Source organism: Dapis purpurea BLCC-M126, assembly GCF_050015975.1.
Classification (GTDB): Bacteria; Cyanobacteriota; Cyanobacteriia; order Cyanobacteriales; family Microcoleaceae; genus Trichodesmium.
This window is the reverse complement of sequence record NZ_JBNHER010000276.1, coordinates 48,576-55,615: the sequence shown is the minus strand read 5'-3', so window position 1 is coordinate 55,615 and position 7,040 is coordinate 48,576. Positions and strand designations below refer to the sequence as shown.

Annotated in this window: 3 protein-coding genes; 2 read left to right on the top strand and 1 reads right to left on the bottom strand. The window is 32.2% G+C overall.

Annotation, left to right across the window (positions count from 1 at the left end; translation table 11 throughout):
- Positions 1-585 precede the first annotated feature (585 nt).
- Positions 586-1,338 (top strand): hypothetical protein, encoded by a 753-nt coding sequence (locus tag ACP6PL_RS25585; RefSeq protein ID WP_426548154.1) that lies wholly within the window; start codon positions 586-588, stop codon positions 1,336-1,338.
- Between the two features lie 535 nt (positions 1,339-1,873).
- Here the strand turns inward: ACP6PL_RS25585 and ACP6PL_RS25580 are convergent.
- Complete coding sequence (locus ACP6PL_RS25580) at positions 1,874-3,334, bottom strand: tetratricopeptide repeat protein (protein ID WP_426548153.1); 1,461 nt, start codon at positions 3,332-3,334, stop codon at positions 1,874-1,876.
- A 1,103-nt stretch (positions 3,335-4,437) separates the two neighbouring features.
- On the opposite strand from ACP6PL_RS25580, the gene ACP6PL_RS25575 reads away from it, so the two are divergent.
- Positions 4,438-6,918, top strand: coding sequence for a sulfotransferase (locus ACP6PL_RS25575; protein ID WP_426548152.1), 2,481 nt, complete (start codon positions 4,438-4,440; stop codon positions 6,916-6,918).
- The last annotated feature ends 122 nt before the right edge of the window (positions 6,919-7,040 follow it).

Below are 7,040 nucleotides of genomic sequence, written 5' to 3'. Positions count from 1 at the left end.
AACGGAGACCTCGGCATCCCATCCTAACGGAATGCTCCGCAAACGACCGCTTTTTTCCCTATCCAAGGTCCGGCTTTAAACCAGAATTATTTAATTATTAATTATTAATAATTAATAATTGGGAAAGAGGAAAGAGGGAAGATGTGGGGAGAAATAATAAAAAAAATTCAACACTCCTTGAGATAATTTTTCCTCATTCTTGATGCACGAATAGACTTAACTTGCATAATTATATAGATCTCTTAGGGGTTCTATATCCCCACACTCCCCAAACTCTTTATCTAATTACACTAATGCTACCGGACTTGATATTAGTTGTCTGTTGTAGTATGACTCAAACCGAAATTAAATTGTAATTGGTATTATTCATGTCACGAAGATAGCAACTCTTTCAGGAGCTTAAGGAAGTTAGGCAGAAGCTATGGAATGAACAAAGAATCCTTACAAGTCTAATCAAATCAGGATTTGAGTAATTTTTTCTGATTTGAGCAAAAAAAAATTTTTAACTGCCTAAAATCCTCCACAGTCTCTAACTCTGAGAGGATATCTTGATAATTAAGAACAATTATTTTTGAGGTGTTAAAAATGCTGAATATTAATAAGATTAAAACAAATATAGTAGCGATCGCTACAGTAGCTATAACTATTTGTAGCAGTCCCCTAGCACTTGCGGAAAACTACACTAGAGAATTTGACGAACAAGGATATCTACGTCAAAATCCTGATGTGGCAGAGTTAGTAAGTCAAGGGAAATATCGCTCTGGTTACGAACATTATGTTAGATATGGACAATATGAAAATCGCTCTGGTGCTTTTAAAACATTCAATGAACAAGAATATTTGCGACAAAACCCTGATGTAGCAGATGCTGTACGCCGTGGTGAATTTAAGTCTGGTTACGATCATTATCTCAAACATGGTCAATATGAAAACCGTTATGGCACTTCTAACCCATCACAACCTCAAACTTATGATAATTATAATCAGTCTTCTTTTAACAATAACAATAATAACCGGAGTTGTGAAGGTATAAATCGTAATTTCTCCCAAGAAGCATTTTTCCGAACAGAGAATCGAATTATCCACATTTGTCGATATCAAAATAGTAATAAATTAGTGTGGTTTGAACGTAGGAATAGAGATAATTCTGGTTGGAGAAATTTTCCTGTGGAAGTTGCCTATAATGGTTTTGTTAATCCTCGTAGGGGCTATTTTATTAATGATAATGAATTTATTCGGAGACGAGGAAATCAAACGCTTTACAGAGAACAGGTTCTGAATAAATGGAGACACAATTGTCGCCAAACATCTCCTTACTCATCAGATAATACTTTTTAATTCTATAGCTTTAAGCTATCAGCTATTAGCTCAAGTCAAAATCATTGGCTGTCAAGGATTTCAATTTTATCAATTTACTTAAACTTGTTTGTAGTTCTATAGTATGGCAATCCTATTTGACAAATCAAGAGTAGCCTCTGGTAAAAGTTGAAAATTCCTACTTTGATAGTTCCCTGCCGATCAACTTTAAACAGCAGAAATATTCTATTTTTCGAGACAATTTTAATTGTCTTATACCAATGAATTTGGTAAATATATGCTCTGATCCTAAAAGCTACGTACCCAGGAACAAACTCAAGCAACATTTTATGAAATCAGCAGTCAGAAATAAAAATTAGTAGGAGTTTCAATCTCCTACTAATTTTAATCAGCTCAAATAAAATTTATAGAGGAAATAAAAAGTCAAATTTTCTGAAAAACTTCTGAGAGATGACTTCATATTTCTGACTTTCCTAGGTCATGTCGCCCTGGGAAACAAGCGTAGCAATCAAAGTTTATATTGACTAGATTATGAGTAGAAAAAATATCAGTTAAGTTACTTTTGTTTTGCTTGTAATTTTTCTAAAGCTTGATGAGCGCTAGATAAATCAGGTTTAAGTTGAATTGCTTTTTCTAGGGAAGATATTGCGTCTTCATCTAACCCTAAATTTGCCAAAGATTCCCCCAAATGATAATGTACCACCCCAGAATTTGGATGAAGTTCAATAGCCTGACGATAAGCAGAAACAGCCTCATCCCATCTTTCTGAAGTTGCTAAAGTATACCCTAATTTATGATGCAAATCAGCAGCCGTAGGATTCAGACTTACCACCCGACGATAAGCAGAAATAGCCTCATCAATAAATCCTTGTTTTTCCATCATTTCTGCTAATTTTAGATGAGACTCAATTACAGTTTTATTCTGTTCCTGTCTTCTCGTCAATGCCTCCTGTAAATGCTGATTAAATTTTTGATTATCTGGCTTAATTTCTACAGCTTTCTGATAACAATCTACAGCCTCTTCCCACTTTTGCATTTCTGTTAATGCTTCTCCTAACTGGTAATAAACTATTGCAGAATTGGGATTAATTTTGAGAACTTCACGATATTCAACCGCAGCTTCTTCCCACTGTTTTAGTTGAGCTAAAGCATAAGCTAATTGATGATGAATTATTACTGAATTAGGATTCAATTCAATTGCATTTTTATAAGCAGCAATCGCTTCTTCCCAACGTTGCAGTTGGGCTAACGCTGCTCCTAAATGATGATAAACTTCTGCATTTTTGACATTTAGCGAGATAGCTTGCATACAGGCATCAATAGCTTCTTCCCATTTTTGTAACTTAGTTAAAGCTAATCCAATATAATAGTAAGCTTCTGCTAAATTTGGATTTAATTCAACAGCATGATGGTAAGAAATAATTGCTTTTTCTATTTGACCAGCATTTTCTAGAACCTTAGCTAAACCTAAATGATATTCTGATAAATAGGGATTAATTCCAATAGCTTGATTAAAACTTTCTATTGCTTCATCCCAGTGTTTTTGAGTTGCTAATGCTTCACCTAAATATTGATAAGTTAAAATTGCATTGGGGTCTATCTCAAGAGCGCGACGATAAGTAACTATCGCTTCATCAAATAATCCTTGTTTTGACAAAGCTAACCCTAAACTCTGATAAAAATTGGGAAAATCTGGATTAAGTTCAATAGCTTGACGTAGATAAATAACTGCCTCATCAAACCTCTCAAGTTTAATCATAATTTCCCCTAAGTTATAGTAAGACCAGGGATAATTTGTCTGTAGTTTAATTGCTTGGTGATAAATATTTGCTGCCTCATCTAAATTTCCCTGTAAACTGAGAGTTTCTCCTAGGTTTTGATAAGCCACTGCTGATTTAGGATTAAGTTTAATTACTTGACGGTAAGCATTAGCAGCTTCATGGAAGTTACCTTCCCTTAATAATTTATTCCCAGTTTTAAGATAGTTAACGCTGGTTTCTGTTGTTGTAGTTGACATTTGTGTATAAAATTCCTTGATTTTATAATTAGGATTTGAGCAATATTACCTGTTGACATCCTACAGTATTTGGTAGTCGTAAATCTGTAAGGATATTGATTAATAAATTCATTCAATTGTCAGGAGCTAAGGTACAAAAATCATTACTTCTTTAACAATACCCACTACTTGAGCAGACGAATTCTGCCAATAACTTGAGACAAAATGAAATTTATATGACGTAGTTAGCATTATATAGGAAATATTATCCTGTGTCAGGCACTTAATCGAATATTGCTAAATTGACTGGACCAAATTAAAATTTTTATTATGAGTTGATGGTTTGATATTATTAGAATATATCTACAAATAGAATCAAATATCTAATATTCATTGGGTTATAGTGAATAATAAAATATCGTGTTATTAATCTGGAATTATTACCGCTTAAGTCACTCTACATTGAAGCTTAATTTTTGATTTTATAGATACTCCCTAATCATACCCATTTTAATTGAGAAAAATTAATTTAAAATGATCGATCATACTAATATTTATATTACAGCGTTAATTAGTCTTTACCTAATCATAATTCATTAGTCAAGCAGCGAGATTATATAATCAAAAAGATTAAAATACGACTACAATAATTGTAGTCTTGGCTAACTAACTCTAATTTAGACAGAATATAGATAAATGGTCATTACCAAAAAATTAATATAGAAGTTAAAAGTGATTGACAAATGTGCATGAATAATGGTAATAAAATAAAAAAATTATAGAATTCCTGAATTTTAGATGGACACAAAGCAAACTTTTGGGATTGCTTTCCTTGCCTAGGGAATGCTCCGCAAACATTCCACTTTGCTTAATTCCCAGTGATATTTTACATTTGATTACACCTACCTACTTAGCTGTAGCTAAACTGTAAACTGGAAAAAAAGAGTAATTATTATCTCAGAAACTCGATCAAATATTAGAATGACTTAATTGAACTTATCTTGCATAAGAAGTTAGTTATTAGCTAGAAAATTAATTTCTAAGCAAGTTATACTCAAAATTAATTATTTGAACTACGGGGAAAAATTAGAGCTTAATATCAGCAATAAATAATCAAAATTCATATGACTCATAAAACAGAAAAATCAACTCTAATTATTAGCAGTATGCACCGTTCTGGAAGTTCCTTAACAGCTTCTATCCTTCAAAGTGCAGGTTTGTATATAGGTCGAAAATTAACGGACGGAACAGAAGACAATAATAAAGGATATTTTGAAAATTTAGACTTCTATGAATTTCATAAACAAGTATTACAATCCCAAGGTATAGATGAGGATGGGTGGACTTTACAAGAAAAAATAGATATAGAAGAATACTTTCAAGAAAAAGCCAAAGAAATTATTGCCAAAAACTCAATAAGTGGCAGTTGGGGATGGAAAGAACCCCGCACAACTTTGTTCCTAGATTTCTGGGCAGAACTTTTACCAAATGCAAAATTTATATTAATTTATCGTTCTCCTTGGGAAGTAGTTGATTCTCTTTATGCTGGGGAAGATAAGATATTTCAAACCCAACCAGAACTAGCAGTTAAATTATGGTTACACTACAACCAAAAAATTATTGATTTTTATAATCATGCTATTAATCGTTGCCTGTTGATAAATATTCAGACAATAATTAATAACAAAGAAGCGTTTATTGAGAAAATCAATCAAAAATTTCAGACAAACTTGAATTATTCGGCTGTAAATGCTGATGATCCATCATTATTTAATAATCGAGTATCAACAGAAAGTAATAGACCTACTATCATAGATTATTACTTTCCTGAAGCTACAGAAATGTATCAGGAATTAGAAGCAAGAGCATGGAAAGCAGAAGATGAAATACCAAACTTTGCCTGGCAAGAAACAATTAAATCATCTCTTTATAGAATTTGGGCGTTTCAAGATTGGATGAATTTATCTAGTTTAGAAAACCAAAATAAAACTTTACTAGCAGAACTAGAAAAATCTAAAAATCAATACGAACAAAGTCAATTAGAACTAACTCAAGCAAAATCTCAGTTGACACAAACACGAGATGAGTTAGAAAAATATGTTACTCAAGTTGATGGTACAGAGACAAAATTATTAGAATTTCAAAAACAACTCCAAAACAGAGAAAAAGTATTAGAAGAAACACAGAGTAAACTTGAAAAAGTTCAACATATTCAAACTAAATTCGACGAAACTGAAAATGAGCTAGCTACTACTAAATCTCAGTTAAATAGAACTCAAACTGAATTAAGAGAATGCCAGTCAAAACTAGAGCAGACCGAAAGTGAATTCAAAAAATCTCAAGAGACACAAAAAGAATTTCTACAAACAAAATCTCAGCTACATCAAACTCAAGGAGAATTAGTACAATATCAGTCGCAACTCCATCAAATCCAAGAAGAATTAGAAGAATCTATATATAGACTTCAGGAAACAGAATCAATATGGCAAAAATCTCAATCTCAGCTAGAGAAAACAGAAGAACTATTAGAGAAATCAAATTTGCAATATAAACAAAGTACAGTAGAATTAGGACAAACAAAACATAATTTGTCCGAGACTCAAGCAGCATTAAAAATTTGTCAGTATAAGCTACATCAAACTCAAGAAGAGTGGGAAACATCTCAGCATCAGTCAACAGAAATTGAGGTAATGTTGCAAGCTACTCAGGCAGAATTAATAGAATCTAATTCTCAATTAGAAAAGTCTGAATCTGAGGTTCAAAAAACTAGCCAAGAATTACAAGAAATTCAATCTCAATTAAATCAAACTGAAGCAGAGTTAAAAGATAAGGAAACAAAATTGCAAAATTCGGAAACACAACTTAAAGAAATTGAAAAAAGTAAAAAAGAGTGGGAAATATCAAAATCTGAGTTACATAAAACTAAACAAGAATTGAAGCGATCGCAACTACAAATCCAAGAACTTCAAACAGAATTAGTAGAGTCTAATTCACAATTTCAGCAGACAGAAACATTAATGCAAGAATCCCACTCTCAATTACAACAAACAAAAGCTTTATTAATAGAGTTTAAAAATCAGTTACATCAAACTGATGAAGAACGAGAAAATATGCAAATGCAACTACAAGAAACTCAGGCAGTATTGCAAGAAGTTCAGACTCAATGGCGAAAAACAGAAGTCTTATTACAACAATCCCAATCTCAACAGCAAAATGCCCAGAAAGAATTAGTAGAAACTAAGTCTCAACTAACAGAAACTAAGTCAGAGTTAGAAAAATTACAATATCAGCAAGCTATTTTGAGAAATTCAAAATCAGAGGGAGAGGGTAAAACAGAATATCAATTGTTAATTTGGCAAGCATGGTATGCTTATCAAAACGATAATTTAGCTGAAATGCAAGAGATCCTTCAAAAGTCTTTGAAATATACAGAAAGTTCTCGGACAGAAATAGTAATGGACTGGTTAGATAGTTTTGCTAATTTCTCTCAGACAAAAGGTATAGAGTTTGATAGTGAGAAACTAACAAATTCTGAAGAATGGCAAAAGTTGATGAAACGCGCAATGAGAATTCAACAAAAAGTTTTGGTGGGTAGTGAGAAATAAATAGGCGTTTGAAAAAAAGTGGATGATTTGGAACAAATGGGTTTAGGATAAAGTCTAGCTAGGAAAATGTGATTTTATCGACTAATTTGTAATTAAGTTTGTATTAATAAGGAAGTAAATTA